The 16,391-nt window shown below is 56.3% G+C and carries 8 protein-coding genes; 6 read left to right on the top strand and 2 right to left on the bottom strand.

The genetic code is table 11. The annotated features are described in order from the left end of the window. The first annotated feature begins 6 nt into the window (after window positions 1-6). From F5984_RS02565 to F5984_RS02555, 3 genes are all read left to right on the top strand, one after another. Window positions 7-2,442 (top strand): ABC transporter permease, encoded by a 2,436-nt coding sequence (locus F5984_RS02565; RefSeq protein WP_152122514.1) that lies wholly within the window; start codon window positions 7-9, stop codon window positions 2,440-2,442. Between the two features lie 113 nt (window positions 2,443-2,555). Beyond that, the gene (locus tag F5984_RS02560; protein ID WP_152122513.1) at window positions 2,556-5,015 is read left to right on the top strand and encodes an ABC transporter permease; all 2,460 of its coding nucleotides are present in this window, start codon (window positions 2,556-2,558) and stop codon (window positions 5,013-5,015) included. Between the two features lie 53 nt (window positions 5,016-5,068). Further along, a complete protein-coding gene (locus F5984_RS02555; protein ID WP_152122512.1) occupies window positions 5,069-7,438 on the top strand; it encodes an ABC transporter permease in 2,370 nt (789 codons plus the stop codon). Window positions 7,439-7,671: 233 nt separating this feature from the next. Here F5984_RS02555 and F5984_RS02550 read toward each other — a convergent pair whose 3' ends face one another. Then, a complete protein-coding gene (locus tag F5984_RS02550; protein WP_152122511.1) occupies window positions 7,672-8,895 on the bottom strand; it encodes an ABC transporter permease in 1,224 nt (407 codons plus the stop codon). Window positions 8,896-9,131: 236 nt separating this feature from the next. Between F5984_RS02550 and F5984_RS02545 the strand changes: the two genes are divergently transcribed. Beyond that, window positions 9,132-9,596, top strand: a complete 465-nt coding sequence (locus tag F5984_RS02545; RefSeq protein ID WP_152122510.1) for a CHRD domain-containing protein — start codon at window positions 9,132-9,134, stop codon at window positions 9,594-9,596. A gap of 74 nt (window positions 9,597-9,670) precedes the next feature. On the opposite strand, the gene F5984_RS02540 is transcribed toward F5984_RS02545, so the two are convergent. Then, entirely contained in the window at window positions 9,671-11,266 is a 1,596-nt protein-coding gene (locus tag F5984_RS02540) for a hydrolase (protein ID WP_152122509.1), read from the bottom strand. A 320-nt stretch (window positions 11,267-11,586) separates the two neighbouring features. On the opposite strand from F5984_RS02540, the gene F5984_RS02535 reads away from it, so the two are divergent. Continuing rightward, window positions 11,587-13,950, top strand: a complete 2,364-nt coding sequence (locus F5984_RS02535; RefSeq protein ID WP_152122508.1) for an ABC transporter permease — start codon at window positions 11,587-11,589, stop codon at window positions 13,948-13,950. 26 nt (window positions 13,951-13,976) lie between these two features. Further along, entirely contained in the window at window positions 13,977-16,391 is a 2,415-nt protein-coding gene (locus tag F5984_RS02530) for an ABC transporter permease (RefSeq protein ID WP_152122506.1), read from the top strand.

Below are 16,391 nucleotides of genomic sequence, written 5' to 3'. Positions count from 1 at the left end.
TCTCCCATGCTAACGAACTATCTGAAAATCGCCTGGCGGAATCTGATGCGCCACAAGGGTATATCGGCCATCAATCTGGTAGGGCTGGCCTTTGGTCTGGCTACCTGCCTGCTCATCAGCCTGTTTGTGTTCGATGAGCTGAGCTACGACCGGTTCAATACCAAAGCAGACCGGATTGTACGGGTCATTTTCCGGGCCTCCATCAACAACGAGAAAATTCGGGAGGCCACTGTGATGCCCCCGGTGGCCCAAACTCTCAAAGCCCAATACCCGGAGGTGCTCGAAGCCACCCGGATTCGCGATGCCGGTACGCCGGTTGTGGCCTATGCCGACAAAGCGTTTCGGGAAGAGAACATAGCCTACGTTGACTCCAATTTCTTTGAGGTGTTTACCCTGCCCTTCCGGCAAGGCAATTCGCAAACGGCCCTCAACGCGCCCAACACAGCCGTGATTACCACCACCATGGCGCAGAAATACTTCGGCACCGCTAACCCAATGGGTCAGGTACTTACGTTTAAAGGCTGGAACCGCGCCTTTCGGATTACAGGCGTCATGGAGCCCATCCCGACCAACGCCCATTTTCATTTCGATATGCTCGTTTCGATGGCGGGCCTCGACGAAGCCCGGCAGCCTACCTGGATGGCCAGCAATTTCTTTACCTACCTCGTACTCCCCGAAGGATACAACTACCGCCAACTGGAGGCCAAACTCCCGCAGGTGATTGAGAAATACATGGGTCCGCAACTGAAACAGTCGATGGGTATGAGCCTGAGCCAATTTCGGCAAAAAGGCAACGAGGTCGGGCTATTTCTGCAACCCCTCACCGACATTCACCTGCGGTCCGACATTCCGTTTGACCTTGAGCCGGGCAGTGATATTCGGTACGTGTACATGTTCGGGGCCATTGCGCTCTTTATGCTCCTGATTGCCTGCATCAACTTCATGAACCTGAGCACAGCGGGTTCGTCGAAACGAGCGCGGGAGGTGGGTATCCGCAAAGTGATGGGCTCCCTGAAGCAGGAACTGGTCGGTCAGTTTTTGTGCGAATCGATTCTGCTGACGCTGCTGGCGCTGACGCTTGGACTGGTGTTGGCTTATGCGGCCCTCCCCTATTTCAACGCGCTATCGGGCAAAACGCTAACGCTCTCGTTCCAATCAACGCCCTGGCTGATGCCGGGTCTACTGGCGTTTGGGCTGCTGGTGGGCCTGCTGGCGGGCAGCTATCCGGCCTTTTTCCTGTCGGCATTCCGGCCGATCAACGTACTGAAGGGCGGTTCCTCGGCCGGAAAACTGACTGGGGGTGGCCAAAGCATCGGGCTGCGCCGGGGGCTGGTTGTGTTTCAGTTTTTCGTTTCTATCTGCCTCATTATGTGCACCACGGTGGTGTACCAGCAACTTCAGTTTATCCAGCACAAAAAACTCGGCTACGACAAAGAGCAGGTGCTGGTCATGCGCGAAACATGGCGACTGGGGGCCAAAGAAGAACAGTTTCGGCAAGAGCTTCTACGCGATGCCCGCGTCATCAACGCAACGGTGTCGGGGTATGTACCCGCCGGGCCTTCCAACTCCAACAACTTTACGGTTTACCCCGACAACAGTCCCATGCAACTGTTCAAAACACTGGCCTACGAGGTCGATGAGCGGTACATCCCGACATTGGGGATGCAAATTCGGCAGGGGCGCAACTTTTCGCGGGCGTTCGGTACCGATTCAACGGCCGTTATTCTGAACCAAACGGCCGCCCGGGTGCTGGGCTGGGGCGACACAGCGCTTGGTCATACGCTTTCGCGCACCGACAACAACGGCCGCAAAGCCACTTACCACGTGATCGGTATTGTCAACGATTTTCATTTCCGGTCGCTACACGAGCCCATTTCGCCCCTGGTGATGCTCTACGGGCACAATGGCGGCTCGGTGATTGCCAAGGTAAAAACCCCGGAGGTGACGGCCCTGCTCGCCAGTCTGCAAAAACAGTGGACCGCCTACGGCACCGAAGCGCCCTTCCTGTACACCTTTCTGAACGAAAGCTACAACAACACCTACCGCGCCGAGCAAAAAACCGGGCAGATTCTGGGCCTGTTTGCGGGGCTAACCATTTTTGTGGCTTGTCTGGGTCTGTTTGGGCTGGCCATGTTCACCGCCGAGCAGCGTACCAAGGAAATTGGCGTACGGAAAGTGCTGGGGGCGTCGGTACTCGGTATTGTGGCCCTGCTCTCGCGCGATTTCCTCAAGCTCGTAGCCATCGCCATTCTGCTGGCCTCCCCCATTGCCTGGTGGGTCATGCAACAGTGGTTGCAGGGGTTCGCCTACAAAATCGACATGAGTATCGGGGTGTTTGTGGGGGCAGGCGGCCTGGCCATTCTCATCGCCCTGCTCACGGTCAGTTACCAAAGCATCCGGGCAGCCCGAGTAAACCCGGTGAAGAGTTTGCGAAGTGAGTAAAAAGGGGGGGAGGAATGGGCGAAAGGCGAAGGAACACAAGCGTAGCCACTCCTCCCCTCACTTCCTCCCTTTTCCATTCTGCCTTCTCCCCCATTATCCCCCCCTTTCTTCCCATGCTAACGAATTACCTCAAAATCGCCCTTCGCAACCTGCGAAAACAGCCCGGATTAACGTTCATCAACGTCTTTGGGCTGGCCCTCGGGTTGGCCTGCTGTCTGCTCATTATGCTCTATGTGACAGACGAGCTGAGCTACGACCGGTTTCATACCAAAGCCGACCGCATGTACCGGTTGGGCATTGATGTTAAGTTCAACGGTATTGACGCCCAAATGGCTACCGTTCCCGACCCACTCGGGCCTACATTGAAACAGGATTACCCACAGGTAGAGCAGTTTGTACGACTCCACCCACGGGGAACCTGGCAGGTGAAGCGTCCCGAATCCGCAGTGGCTATCCGTGAACAGAATATCCTTTTTGCCGACTCCACGGTGTTCGACGTTTTTACGCTGCCACTATTATCGGGCAACCCCAAAGAGGCACTGAATCAGGCCAATACAATCGTTATCAGCGAGACAGCCGCCCGGCGGCACTTTGGCGATGCCGACCCCATGGGTAAAACGCTTAGCCTCGACAACCGATTCACGTTCACCATCACGGGCGTGATGCGCGACGTGCCCTCGAACAGCCATTTCAAAGCCGATTTCCTCGCCACCATGCTCAGCGATGGGTCGCCGGTTGGCGAGTGGCTGGGCAATAACTACTATACCTACATTGTGCTGAAAGAAGGACGCGCCGGCGAACCGGCCAACCCCGCTACCTTCGTTAAAAACCTCGACGCCGTCACGGAGAAATACGTTGGGCCTCAGTTGCAGAGCGTGCTGGGTTTGTCGCTGGCGAAACTCCGGGCGGGTGGCAACCGGCTTCGGTACACGATGATGCCCGTAACCGACATTCATCTGTACTCCAAACACCAAAATGAGCTACTGCCGAGTGGCGACATTCAGTATATCTACATTTTCTCGGCCGTAGCGTTGTTTATTCTCATCATTGCCTGCATCAACTTCATGAATCTGGCGACGGCCCGCTCGGCTAAACGGGCGCGCGAAGTGGGCGTCAGAAAAGTGCTGGGTTCAGAACGGGGGCAGTTGGTGGGGCAGTTCATGGCCGAATCGGTGCTCACTACGCTGTTGGCTATGGGGCTGGCCCTGCTGCTGGTGAGCCTCGCATTGCCGGTGTTTAACAAGCTGGCCGCCAAAGAAATTGGTTTGGGGCAGTTATTCAGCCCGCAATGGTTGCTCGTGCTAACGGTGTTCCCGATTGTTGTGGGCCTGCTGGCCGGTAGTTACCCCGCTTTTTTTCTGTCGGGTTTCCGGCCCATCAGCGTGCTCAAGGGCGGAATCCCCACCATCGGGAAAGATGGTTTTCAACTGGGTAGGCTAAGCCTGCGCAGTGGGCTGGTAGTGTTTCAGTTCATGATGTCGGTAGTGCTCATGGTAAGCACTATTGTGGTCTATCGGCAGATTACGTTCATCCAGACCAAGAACCTCGGTTTTCAACGCGATCAGGTCTTAATTATCAACGACACCTACGCGCTGGATAGACAGACCGAAGCATTCCGGCAGGAGGTGCTAAAGCTACCGGGCGTGGTGAGCGGGTCGGTATCGGGGTATCTGCCTACCCCCTCCGACCGCTCCAACACGATATTTTTTGCGGAAGGCGAGGTGAATAAAAACAAAAGTGTAACCATGCAAAACTGGGGTGTAGATCATGATTACCTGAAAACAATGGGCATGCAGATGGTGGCCGGGCGCGATTTTTCACGAACGTTTGGCACCGATTCGCTCGGCATTATTTTGAACGAAACCGCAGCCAAACTCTTTGGCGGACCGAGTGTGCTGGGCAAACGTATTGTCCGGCTCAACGACGCTTCCATGGGGTCCTCAAAGGTGTACACGGTGATCGGGATTGTGAAGAATTTCCACTACGAATCGCTACGTTCATCCATTGGTGCCCTATCGCTCTCCCTCGACCGAAACGTAACGGCCACCACCTTCCGGTTGCACGATGCAAATATCCCCACGCTGGTGAGTCAGATCGAAGCCAAATGGAAGCAAATGGCACCCGGTATGCCGTTCAACTACGAGTTCATGAACGCGAGTTTCGAGCAGACATACCGCGCTGAGCAACGCATTGCCAATCTGGCCCTGACGTTTGCGGGCCTGGCTATTTTCATTGCCTGCTTAGGGCTATTCGGGCTGGCAGCCTTCACCGCCGAGCAGCGTACGAAGGAAATTGGCGTACGGAAAGTGCTGGGGGCCAGTGTTACCAGCATCGTGGCGCTGCTGTCGAAAGACTTTCTCAAACTGGTGCTGATTGCCATTATTATGGCCTCACCCGTGGCCTGGTACATCATGCAGCGCTGGCTACAGGATTTCGCCTACAAAATCGACATCGAGTGGTGGGTATTCGCCGGGGCGGGTGTATTGGCGGTAGGTATTGCACTTTTGACGGTGAGTTTCCAGAGCATCAAAGCGGCACTTGTTAATCCGGTGAAATCGCTAAAAACGGAGTAAAGGGACGAAAGGCCCCCTACTCCGTTTTCTCCCCTTTCTCCCTTTCTCCCACTATGTTAAAGTCCTACTTCCTCCTCGCGTGGCGAAACCTGCTCGCCAACAAACTGGCTTCCACCATCAACATAGTGGGGCTGTCCATTGCGGTGGCATGTAGCATCACGGTGTTTCTGGTACTAAGAAACTTCTGGACACTCGATGATTTCCATGTCAATGGCGACCGGATATACATGCTTGAGTATGTACAGAAACATCAGGACGAAACCCGCACCTTCGGCGATGCCCCCGCGCTCATGGCCGACGCGCTCAAAACAAACTTCCCGCAAGTGAAGCAAACCGTGCGGATCAAGCGCGAAAATGTGACGGTCTATCGGAACGAGAGCGTCATTGGCGAGATGATTACCTATACCGACTCTACCTTCTTCGATGTCTTTACGTTTCCGCTCGCACAGGGTAGCCCGGCCGCCCTCCGCGACCCATCAGCCCTGATTCTGAGTTATGACATAGCCCGGAAATACTTTCCCGGTCAGAATCCCATCGGGCAACCGTTCACCGTTCTGACCAGCAACCGTGAGCAGAAACAGTTTGTGGTGCGGGGTGTAGCCGCGAAGTTCCCGGATAATGTTGGTTTTAAGTTCGACCTGCTGACGGGCTACCACCCCGTTCATGCCGCCCTGAAAAATCAGGACTGGAGCAGTCATATCAGTGGAATTTTTGTGGAGTTGCATCCGCAGGCTACCATCGCCACGCTGTCCAGACAGATGAAGCCCTATATAGCCCGTTACAACGCCCGCAACCCCGAAAAACCCATCGAGTCGTTTGTGTTCGACAACCTCCGGCACCCACCCGCCGATGCCTACGACGTGTATCGCCGACCCGCCGAAGCCAACCACCCGCTCATCTCGTTGGTATTTGTAGCTATTGCGCTGGTCATGATGGCCATTTCGTGTGTCAACTACGTCAACATTTCGCTGGGGAGCGTTACGCGTCGGCTCAAAGAAATCGGGATGCGGAAGGTGCTGGGCAGCACCCGGCAGCAACTGATTGGGCAGTTCATGGTCGAAAACCTACTGTTGTGTGCGTTCGCGCTGGCGTTCGGGCTGGTGATCACCGAACTGTTCCTGATTCCCCTGTTCAACGACCTAATGACCATGACCATCTCGCTGACGTTTGGCCAAAACATGGGGCTTTGGGTATTTCTGGCCGGTTTACTGGTGTTTACGGCGATAGTTTCGGGAGCCTATCCGGCCCTGTATGTGTCGGCGTTTCGGCCCACGGTGGTCTTTACCGGCAAGCTGAAGTTCAGCAACCGGCGTACTGTGGCGCGAGTGTTGCTGGTGGGGCAGTTCGCGCTGGCGTTCATTGCCGTCATCATCGGCGTAGCCTTCACCGACGCCGGCAAACAGTGGCAGAACATGGGCTGGGGTTACACGCCCGACAACACGCTGGTGCTGCGCCTGACCGACAGCACGCAGTACACCATCCTGAAAAACGAGTTGGGGCAACTGCCCAACGTGCGGGCTGTGTCAGGGGCGAGCAACCACGTGGGCGAATCGATGAATATTCAGTCGGTTTGGATTGGTGGCGAGGAGAAGCAGTCGCTGGTGTTCGAGGTTGGACCCGACTACCCGCAAACACTCGGTCTGAAGCTGGCGCAGGGCCGGTTTTTCGATGCCCAACGCCGGGCCGAAAACGCACAGTCGGTGCTGGTAAATCAGACGTTTGTAGATCGACATGGCCTCAAACAACCCGTTGTGGGTCAGGCCCTTCGACTCGACAGTCAGTTGGTGACCGTGGCCGGCGTGGTGCAGAATTTCAAGTGGTTTGGCGCCGGTTCAGAACGCCCGGCTATATTCAGAACCGCACCCGAACCCCGTTTTACGTATCTGATCGCCGAATTTGAATCGGGCAGCGGAGCGCAGGTGGCCGCAGCCGTTGAGCGCATCTGGAAGGCAAAGGTGCCAACCATGCCCCCTTCCTGGTTCTATCAGAAAGATGTCTTCGAACACTTCAACACAACGACCGGCAGGCTCTCGGCGGGGTTCGGGGTGCTGTCGGCACTGGCGTTGCTGATTGCCTGCATGGGGTTATATGGGCTGTCCACACAGCATTTTGTACGTCGGATCAAAGAAGTAAGCGTCCGCAAAGTGCTGGGGGCCACGGTCTCGGAGGTCATTTTTCTGGTGAACCGGGAATTCATCACGCTGTTACTGATGGCTGGTGTGCTGGCCAACGTTCTGTGTTTTAGCGGAATCCAGTTGCTGTTAGCGCAAACGCAGCAGTTTACGGGTGGTTTGCGGTTGGGCTTATCACCCTACGCGGTGTCGAATCTGGTGGTGTTGCTCACAGCGGCCATAGCCGTGAGTGTACAGAGTTGGAAAATAGCCCACGTAAAATTGGCCAAGTCATTGAAAAATTCGGAATAGTCAGAGCAACACAAGTTCGGATAAACGTACTCATTCCGGAGCTTTCAGAGCATCAAAGCGGCACTTGTCTATCCGGTGAAGAGTTTGCGATCGGAATAAGGAGTAAGGGAGTAAGGGAGTAAGGGAGTAAGGGAGTAAGGGAGTAAGGGAGTAAGGGAGTAAGGGAGACGCAAGCGTTGCCACTTTTCTTCCTCTTACCCTTTCCTCCCTTCCTCCTCTCCTCCTTTTTTCCCCTACTCCCTCCGAATAGCCTCAACCGGGTCGAGACGGGCGGCTCGCATGGCAGGGTACGTACCGAACACAATGCCAATAACCATAGCTACCACCAAAATCACCAGAAACGTGGTGGGGGTGTAGGCCGCCTGAAAAGGCACTTCGGTAAAGGCTTTGATAACCGGAACAAACACGAGTGTAGCGCCTACGCCTAAGAGCAAACCGAGCAAGCTCCCCAGCGTTGAAATGGTGATGGATTCCGACAGAAACTGCCACAGTATATCGCGCTTTTTGGCTCCTAACGCCTTGCGCACCCCGATCTCGACGGTGCGCTCGGTTACCGAGATGAGCAGCACGTTCATCACCCCAATACCGCCCACCAGCACCGATATACCTACAATAAGCCCCATTACGAGCCGGAACAGCAAAAACCCTCTGGCGGCCTGTTCCACCCGTTGCTCATTGGTGGCAACAGAAAAATCTTCGATGCCGTTGGGCACCTTTGTTTTGAGCCACGTTTCGACCTCGGTTTTCAGTGCGGGGACGTCTTCCACCCGGTCGGCTTCGATGACGCACATGGGTGGGGAGGATTTCAGGATGCTATCGGATAAGAGGGTGATCGGTATGATTAACTGCCCCGCTTTGGCTTCTTTATCGGCCGTAACCCCCAGCACCGTTAGCACCTTGTCTCCATACACCAGTTGCTTACCTATTGCCGATTGCTCAGGCTGTTTGCCCACGAGTTGCCGGGCAAGGTGTGGGTTAACAAAGGCTACCGGTTGGGCTGCGTTCAGCTCGGTCGGGGTAAACGCGCGGCCGTATTGCAAACTTACATTGGGATGCAGCGGTAGGCTTGTTCCCATGACAACCGCCCCGATGGCCCGATTGCCGACCGAAGTGCGCAACTCCTGACTTTGCCGCCAGATCAGGTACGCCGTGGCCGGTTTGGTGAGCGACGCCCGCAGACTATCGAAGCGACTGGGACGTAGGTAGGCCAAGGCTGTTTTACGTACCTCCACCCCATTGACCTGTTTAAACAGCCGGGGGTTTACCCCAATGGCTTTGATAGAGGTCGTTTTGGTGATTTGCTCACGGGCGTACTGCTCCATCCCATCGATTAGGGACAAAATCGCGACCAAAGCCGCCACCCCAATCACAATCCCCAGAATTGACAGAACCGTGTGAAAAAACCGGCCGCGAATGTTTTGCAGGGCCGTAGCAAACGAAACGAGAATCTTTTTCATCGGGGAAGCACCCAGATTGGGGGAGCACTCGACAAGGTAAGCCTACTCAACAGGTCTCTCCAAACGCTATTTGACAAACGGCAACGCATCGGATAGGCGATCTACAATAGCTTGTTTTTAACGTTGAATCAACATTGTATACTAAAACAGCAACAAAAGACAATTAACAAAATACAAACCTGAGCGGTTTGTATATCAGGCGTTGCATAACGCCATTTATCTTTAAACAGTACGTCATGAAATCAATGCAAGCATTAGCGTTTGGCTCCCTGCTGGGGCTGGCGGTTTTGGGGTTCTCCTGTAAGGACGATGATGATACGGCCACACCCGTCAACAATGTCGATACATTTGGAGCCACACTGAACGGAGCGCAGGAAGTACCGGCTGTGAGCACCACGGCAACAGGTAACTACACTGGTCGCTTCGACAAAAACTCCAAAGTACTGAGCTACACCGTTACGTATCAGGGGCTGACACCCACCATGGGGCATATCCACTCAGTAACGGCCGCAACCGCCGAAGGCAACAACGGCCCCGTGAGTATCCCGTTTGGCAACGTTCTTACCTCGCCTATCACCGGGCAAACCACCCTGACACAGACTCAGCAAGACGAGATGTACGCCAACCGGACGTACGCCAACCTGCACACTACCCGTGCTCCGGGAGGAGAAATTCGCGGAAACATTCGCAAGACCAACTAAGGCTGACTCAAAACAACAGCGGGGAGGTTCCAGATGGAGCCTCCCCGCTGTTGTTTTAATGCAGGCCAGATTTGTTACTGCAACTTAGCCAGCCATAGCGAAGCATTGATGTGCAGAGCCGGGTGCGAGGTGTAGCCCGAAGGGGCATCGCCCGACCAGCCATTAAACAACGTATCGTTCGTATCGCCGGTGCCATCGTCGGCCGGTGAGCTGTCGCCAACAAACACAATACGGCCACTGCCGTAGGTCGAGAGCAACGCCATTACCCCCGTGGTGCCATTGAGCGTACTGCTCATTCGCCAGAAAAGACCCTGCACGGTCGCGTTGTTGCTGGGGTATAACGTGGCCGACGTGCCAGCATAAAACGCCAGTTTAGAAGCGGTTCCGGCTACGCCGTTCAGTACTTTCTGGGCATTGGTGTTCGTGCCGGTATACACCTTGGTAGTCGGTTTTTCGTCAATGTCAATATAATCGACCCGGAAACCGAAAGGGTTATTGTTATTGATGCCGTTATTGGTCATCAGATCGTTCAGAACCCGGGGTGAGTCGGCCCCGTCGCCATCGCGGTCGGAGGGCAGGTACCCGTTGGGGTCGGTACCCGTGAGCGAAGGAGCCGTATGGTCTGCAATGAGCATGAGACCACCACCATTAGCCACAAAGTTCATGATAGCCGTTTTCTCCGAAGCCGTAAAGAGCCGGTTCGGCTCCACCACCACATACACATCATAGTTGCTCAAATCCTGCGCGTTGGCGGTGTTTCCATAGGTGATGGCCGTACCGGCGGGTAGCGTTTCGACCAGGTTACCGCGCTTCACCAACTCAACCGCCCAGGCCGAGATACCGCCTTTCCAGTACGTTTCGGTGGTGCTGGCCGTAATCCCCGTGTACGAAGGCGTTGGGTACCGCTGTGCTTTGCTCTCGATTGTGGTACCACCGGTGTATGTTGGTACGCTTTCGGTTCCATCGGCATCGATCAACCAGTCGGCATTGCCCGCATTTTCGTACTTACTCGCGTCGAACAGAAACTTCTTGCCCGTTGGCGTTGGGGTGCCGCCACCCGCATAATCGTTGATAACAATATCGTCAATGTTGATCCGGTTGGTGGAACCCGTCAGTTTTCGGATTTCGAGCCGCACCGTACCCGACACGTTCAGCGTAAATGTCTGCGTTTGCAGCGTCGTGGTGGTGGTCACGTTCGATCCCGTTTGAGTCCAGGTACTGCCGCTATTGGTTGAATACCAGAGCCCCCACTGACTGGCGGCATCGGTGCCGTACGTGGCGTGTTTAACCGTCACGGTGCTGATGCCCGAGGCTGTGTTGAACAACATCGTGATTTTGCCCGTATTTCGGATGCGGGCCGACCAGCTACCCGCCCGCCGGTCGCCACTCAAATTCCCGATCAGGGCGTCGTACAGATTCCACGACCCCGACGGTAAGGTTACGTTATCGCCACTGGCCGAACCGGTGGGGCTGATGTCGTACGAGCCTTTGGGACTGGTAGTGCCCACTTCAAACCCTTCGGTCAGCGATACGGCCAGCAGTTTGGCCGACCCCGCCGACGGTGTGGGCTGGAGCGTTGGCGTGAGCCCATCGAACGAGTGGCAGCCTACCAGTAAAACACCCAGCACAGCTGTGACCAGCACCCGGGCCTTTAGGTTAACGAATTGCATAAAATTTGATTTGAGAGGTTTCGGCACCTAAAATCGCCTTTTCAATCCAAATATGCAGCAAACGACATATTATTCTTTTGTTACCACCGCGTTTGTAGCACACGTTGTGGTAACTGCTCAGAAGTTGGGAAGGCAAAGCAGAGAGCTTGCCACTCCACATTCCTGATAGTGTCCGGGGCCGAACGTATGGCGTCCGCAAACGGACAATCAGCCTACCCACTCAAAATCAATAAACTAACAATCAGGTATTTACATTTTTCGGCATACCGTTTGGTCGTTTATTGAGCAAGAATATCCGCTATCGCTTCCGGGCCACGACTATGTTCAGAAACTACCTCAAAATTGCCGTTCGGAACCTGTGGAAACACAAGCTGTTTTCGCTCATCAATGTGTTTGGGCTGGCTTCGGGGCTGACGGTTTGCCTGCTCGCTATTGCCCACATCCGGGGAGCCTTCACGTACGACACTTTTCACCCAAACCGCGACCGCACGTACCGGATTCTGACCGACGTGGTGTCGCGGACGAACGATACGCACCCCTACGCCACCTCGCCCATGCCGTTGGCCGAGGTGCTCAAACGTGATTACCCGTTTGTAGCAGCCGCCACCCGGGCCGTACGCACCTACGGTGATGTTTCGGGCAACGGGCGGGTACTGTCGCTGCTGACCTTCGCGGTTGATCCCGACTTTTTTCAGCTTTTCAGCTACCCTCTGGCGGAGGGCCGCCCGGCCACCGAACCCGGCACCGCCGTATTGACCCGCCAAACCGCCGAACGGTTTTTCGGGACGGCAAACCCAATTGGCAAAACCCTGCAACAGGGCGATAACGGCCCGATGCTGATTACAGGCGTGCTGGCCGAGAGCCCGGCCCCGTCGCACCTCCGGTTCGATATACTGATTTCGCTCGCCACCTCAGCCCAAGCCAAATTGCCGGGTGTTTTTTACGACTGGCGCGAGTACCACAACGGCTACACCTACGTGCTACTAAAACCGGGCACCCGCCCCGAGCAACTCGAACATGTGCTGCCTTCGCTCGCCCGGCGGGTAACGCGGGGCCTGGCGTTTGCGCACGAAAAAGGCTACAGCTTTCGCACGCAGGCCCTCACGAGCCTCTCACCCTCGCGGCAGGACCTGATGTTTACGACCTACGAGCCGCAAATTGGCGGGCTCCTGGCCGAGTTGGGCATCGGGCTGATTACCTTGCTGATGGCCGGTTTCAACTACATCAACCTAACCCTGGCCCGCTCGCTCGGCCGCGCCCGCGAGGTAGGCATTCGCAAAGTAGCCGGGGCCTTACGCTGGCAAGTGCAGGCACAGTTCATGGCCGAATCGGTGGTGGTGGCCCTGCTGGCGCTCGGGCTGGCGGTGGTTATGCTCGAACTGGTCAGGCCCATGGCTTTTGTGCAGCAATGGATGCTCGGCAGTATGACCTGGGACGCCCCGTTGTGGGCCATGTGCTTTGGTTTCAGCATCGTGGCCGGCCTGCTGGCGGGGCTGGTACCGGCCCGGATCTTGTCGGGGTTTGAGCCCGCACAGGTACTGCGTAGCCAAACTGGTCTCCGGGTACTGCGGGGATTATCGCTGCGCAAGTCGCTGATTGTGGCTCAGTTTGCCATTTCGCTCGTAGCCATGATTACGCTGCTGACCCTCATGCGGCAGATGAACTACATGGCCACGGCCGACTACGGTTTCCGGCGGGCAAACGTACTCACCCTGCCGCTGGCCGACCTTCCCGCCGACCGGCTGGCCCCCCAAATAGAGCAGTTGGCGGGTGTAGAGAGCGTAGGAGCTACCTCGGCCTTGTTTGGCTCCCACGGCGACACGCGCATGGCCCGGCGGCAGCGCAACGCCCCCGACTCCACCCCCGCCTTTACGTTTGCCGTAGGCCGTCAGTTTCTGCAAACCCTCCACCTCAACCTCATAGCCGGTACTGACCCGTTCTCATCCGCGGCCGACTCAAGCGGCCACCGGATCGTGATCAACGAAGAAGCCGTACGGAAACTCCGGCTCGGTAGCCCCTCTGAGGCTATTGGGCAAACGATCTGGTTCGACGGGGCCGAGCTACAGGTAGCCGGGGTGGTAGCCGATTTTCGGTTTACGAGCTTTGCCTGGGCCATTATGCCCCTTGTGCTGCGCCAACAACCGGGCCAATTTCGGTACCTCAACATAGCCGTAGCCGAGGGGGCTACCGATAACGTCCGCGCCGAGGTAGCTCGTATCTGGAAAGGTCTCAAACCCTACGACCCGTTTGCCGGAATGTGGTACGACAACCACCTGCGGGAGCGGCATACCCATACCGACGACACCGATTTTATGGGTTTGCTGGTTGGGCTGGCCTTTTCGATTGCCTGCCTGGGTCTGCTGGGTATGGTTACGTATTCCACCCAAACCCGCACCAAAGAAGTAGGCATCCGAAAAGTGATGGGCGCTGAAGTGGGGCAAATTGTCTGGCTCCTATCGAAAGGGTTCGTGTGGCTGCTACTGCTGGCTGCGGCCATTGCCCTGCCACTCGGATTTCTGGCAGGCTACGCCATTCTGTTTCATTTTGCGTACCACGTTTCTATCGGGCTCGAAACGCTCGGTGCCTGCTTTGGCGTGCTGCTGCTACTGGGTAGCATAACCATCAGTTTCCAAACCTACCGGGCCGCCCTGGCCGACCCGGTCAAATCGATTCAAACCGACTAACCGACTTCCCTTTTTCTCCAATCGCCATGTTCCGCAACTATCTAAAAATCGCTTTCCGAACGCTCTCCAAACACAAAACCCACTCGCTCATCAACCTGATTGGGTTATCGGTAGCGTTTGCCTCAGCTACGCTGCTGTTTATGACGGCGTGGTTTGAGTGGAGCTACGACCGGTTTCATACCGACTCTGAGCGGATTTACCGGCTCTACATTCAGGAGTCGTCGGGCGAGTCGACGAGTATTATGCCGTACCCACTCACGCCCGCCCTCCAAACCGAACTGACCGACGCCGAGGCCGTAACTCGGTTCATGTGGTCGCAAACCGAGTTTGTGGGCGAGAAACGGGTAGCCAAAGACATCCGGTTTGTCGATCCGGCCGTTTTCAAAACCTTTTCGTTTCCGTTTATTCAGGGCGACCCCAACACGGCCCTGAACGAATTGAGCAGCATGGTCCTGACCGAAGACATGGCACAGGACCTTTTTGGCACCGAGAACCCAATCGGTAAAACCCTTCGCACCGACGGTCTCAATACAGGCCGCGATTTTGTGGTGACGGGCGTGATTGCCAACCCGCGTTCCAATTCCTCGTTTCAGTTCGACGCGCTGGTACGGCCCGAGGTACGCGCCGACTACCAACCCAACAAGGCCGAGTGGGGCAATCGGAACCACGAGATCTTTGTCAAGCTCAAGCCCGGCATTGACGCCCAAACGGCCGAACGGCGGCTGAGTGCGCTGAGTCAGAAATACTGGCAGGCCGACATTGCCGAGGCCAAACGCCGGGGCGATAAACCCGACGAGCGGGGCGAATACATCAGCCTGCGGTTGCAGCCCCTCACCGATATTCATTTCGACACCAAAGGCGTAATGGGCGGGGGTATCAGCCGCACCTACGTGTATGCGCTGGCGCTCATTGGGCTGTTTATCCTGCTGATTGCGGGCATCAACTACGTAAACCTGTCGCTGGCCCGGTCGGTAACGCGGGCGCGGGAGGTGGGCGTCCGAAAATCGCTGGGCGCGCAACCGGGGCAGCTGCTGGGGCAATTCTGGGCGGAGTCGCTGGTGGTGTGTGTGCTGGCGCTCGGTATCGGGTTCGGGCTGGTACTGTGGCTACGCCCCTCGTTCAACCGGCTGTTTGGCACCCGGCTCAGTACCGACCTCCTGTTTCAACCCGGCACGCTCGTTGCCATCGGGCTGGGCTTTGGCCTGATCAGCCTGCTCACGGGTGGCTACCCGGCTTGGCTAATGGCTCGTTTCGAGGCCGTTACGGTACTCAAAGGTAAGCTCAAAGGCCCCAAAGCGGGCGGGTTACGCAGCGTGCTGATTGTAGCTCAATTTGCCCTGGCGAGCCTGCTTATCACCTGCACTCTGCTCATTGGGCAGCAACTCCGCTTCCTGCGCGAACGGCCGCTCGGCTTCAACGAAGAGCAGGTGATTAGTTTGCCCCTTCGTAATCAGGATAACCTGAGTGGCAACCGGGCTGTACGGCTCCTGCGCGACCGGCTCCGCAACAACCCCGATGTGGTGAGCGTGTCGGGTACGGCAAGCAACGTGGGCGAAGGCATAGACGGCGGTATGTCGCGGAGTATGAGCGGCTGGACGCATAACAACCGCGAGGTACAAACCGACTGGCTCCGGGTCGATTTCGACTACCTGAAAACATTGGACATGAACCTGCTGGCGGGCCGCGATTTCAGCCCTGCCTTTAGCACCGACACGGCCTCGGCGGTTATTATCACCCAAAGCATGGCCAAACAACTGGGCGAAACGAATCCGGTGGGCGTATTTATCCACCCCGACACCACCGGCCCGAAGTACCAGATTGTCGGCGTCATTCCCGATTTCAACCTGTATTCACTACGGCAAAAAGCCACCCCCATCACCATGCATCTGGACGCGTCGACGGAACTGGCGTATGCGCTCATCCGCACCACGCCGGGCGGTATGATTCGGGTGATGGATCAATTAAAAGGCCTCTGGCGCGAGATGGCCCCGACGGCTTCATTTCAGGCTTCGTTTGTGAACGAAAACACGAACCGCTGGTACGTGCGCGAAGAACGGTTTGCCACTATTTTTCAACTGGCCGCCGGGCTTACCATACTGCTGTCGTGCATGGGGCTGTTTGCCATTGCGTTGCTGTCCATTGAGCAACGCACCAAAGAGATTGGCGTGCGTAAAGTGTTGGGGGCCTCGGTGCCGGGGTTGGTGGCGCTCATCAGTAAGGATTTCCTGAAACTGGTCTTGATTGCGGTACTCATTGCCTCGCCCGTGGCCTGGTACGCCATGAACGCCTGGTTGCAGGATTTCGCCTACAAAATCGACATTGAGTGGTGGGTGTTTGCCGGGGCGGGATTGCTGGCGTTGGCCATTGCGTTTGTCACGGTGAGTTTTCAGAGCGTAAAAGCCGCCCTGATGAACCCGGTCAGGAGCCTTCGGGCCGAGTGA

Origin of the sequence: Rudanella paleaurantiibacter, assembly GCF_009184635.1 — a bacterium.
Classification (GTDB): domain Bacteria; phylum Bacteroidota; class Bacteroidia; order Cytophagales; family Spirosomataceae; genus Rudanella; species Rudanella paleaurantiibacter.
This window is presented reverse-complemented; position numbering and strand designations above follow the sequence as displayed.

Excerpts from the sequence above, each read along its gene's own strand:
- F5984_RS02565 (WP_152122514.1), top strand. The coding sequence starts at position 7 with ATGCTAACGAACTATCTGAAAATCGCCTGGCGGAATCTGATGCGCCAC.
- F5984_RS02560 (WP_152122513.1), top strand. The coding sequence starts at position 2,556 with ATGCTAACGAATTACCTCAAAATCGCCCTTCGCAACCTGCGAAAACAG.
- F5984_RS02555 (WP_152122512.1), top strand. The coding sequence starts at position 5,069 with ATGTTAAAGTCCTACTTCCTCCTCGCGTGGCGAAACCTGCTCGCCAAC.
- F5984_RS02550 (WP_152122511.1), bottom strand. The coding sequence starts at position 8,895 with ATGAAAAAGATTCTCGTTTCGTTTGCTACGGCCCTGCAAAACATTCGC.
- F5984_RS02545 (WP_152122510.1), top strand. The coding sequence starts at position 9,132 with ATGAAATCAATGCAAGCATTAGCGTTTGGCTCCCTGCTGGGGCTGGCG.
- F5984_RS02540 (WP_152122509.1), bottom strand. The coding sequence starts at position 11,266 with ATGCAATTCGTTAACCTAAAGGCCCGGGTGCTGGTCACAGCTGTGCTG.
- F5984_RS02535 (WP_152122508.1), top strand. The coding sequence starts at position 11,587 with ATGTTCAGAAACTACCTCAAAATTGCCGTTCGGAACCTGTGGAAACAC.
- F5984_RS02530 (WP_152122506.1), top strand. The coding sequence starts at position 13,977 with ATGTTCCGCAACTATCTAAAAATCGCTTTCCGAACGCTCTCCAAACAC.